The organism is Curtobacterium sp. MCBA15_016, from assembly GCF_001865105.1.
GTDB lineage: Bacteria > Actinomycetota > Actinomycetes > Actinomycetales > Microbacteriaceae > Curtobacterium.
Genome location: NZ_MJGR01000034.1, coordinates 7513 through 8489 on the forward strand (window position 1 = coordinate 7513; position 977 = coordinate 8489).

The 977-nt window shown below is 75.3% G+C and carries 2 pseudogenes; one reads left to right on the forward strand and one right to left on the reverse strand.

Going from position 1 to position 977, the window contains the following annotated elements:
- A pseudogene (locus BIV03_RS19775) lies at window positions 1-406 on the reverse strand (hypothetical protein); the annotation flags it as partial.
- A 294-nt stretch (window positions 407-700) separates the two neighbouring features.
- Here BIV03_RS19775 and BIV03_RS19780 point away from each other — a divergent pair.
- Window positions 701-977: pseudogene (locus tag BIV03_RS19780) on the forward strand (hypothetical protein); the annotation flags it as partial.

Sequence of the window (977 nt, forward strand, 5' to 3'; positions counted from 1 at the left end):
CGCGGGCCGACCTGGGCGCGGTGCGCGCGGTCTGGACGCCCTGGCCGAGCGACACCCACCCGGCGACGAGCAGGAGGAGCCCGGCGGCGGGCAGCGGGACCCACTGCCCCGTCCAGACCATCGCGAGCCCGAGGACCGCGTCGATCGCGGCACTGGACGCGACGACGAGTCCGGCGCGCCCGATCGGCTCGCGGAGCCCGAGCAACCGGACCACCGGCAGACCCGGGACGACCAACAGCGCGACGAGCACGACGGCCGTGCGGAGCGGACCGGACGCGTCGGCCGCGATGAGGGCGGCTCCGGCGAAACCGAGTCCCGCGGCGACGAGGGACGGCACCGGTGAGGTCGGCAGCACGCGGGTTCCGTGGCGGAGCGACATCCTGGTGGGGGTCGTGGTGGCGGTCACTGCTCGACCACCGCGATCGACTGACGCATCGAGCGTCCCTTCGGGTCTGGGCCGGCGACTGGCAGCGGCCTTGCGGGTGTCACGACGGTAACCGGGGGCCGAGGGCGCACGGGAGAGCGGTCACCGGGAAGTGCGGAGGGCCTGCGGCATTGCGGGATCACGCACGCGTGGCGGGCGTCGAGCGAGGAGAAACCGCACGGTTCCGCCTGCTCGTTGACCCCCGCCGTCCCCGCAGCGACGGTGGGATGGCCGGCTGCGACCGCGCACGTCCCCCGACACGAGACAGGCTCTCCCATGACCGACACCATCCAGCGCTCGCTCCCGCCCCGCGTCGAGCTCGCCCGCCCGATGTCGAGCGCCGTCGACCCCACCTGGGGCGGTGCCGTGTGGGTCGGTGCCGTCGACCTCGCCGAGGTCCCCGGGGACGACGCCGGCACGGTGGGGCTGCACGACGCCGCCGGTCACCGGTCGGCCAGGCTCCTCGTCCGCGACGGCGTGGCACCCCTCGGGTTCGTCGACCTGCCGGTGTCCGACGAGACGATCGAGGTCGCCGCGCTCCGTGCCGCCGTCG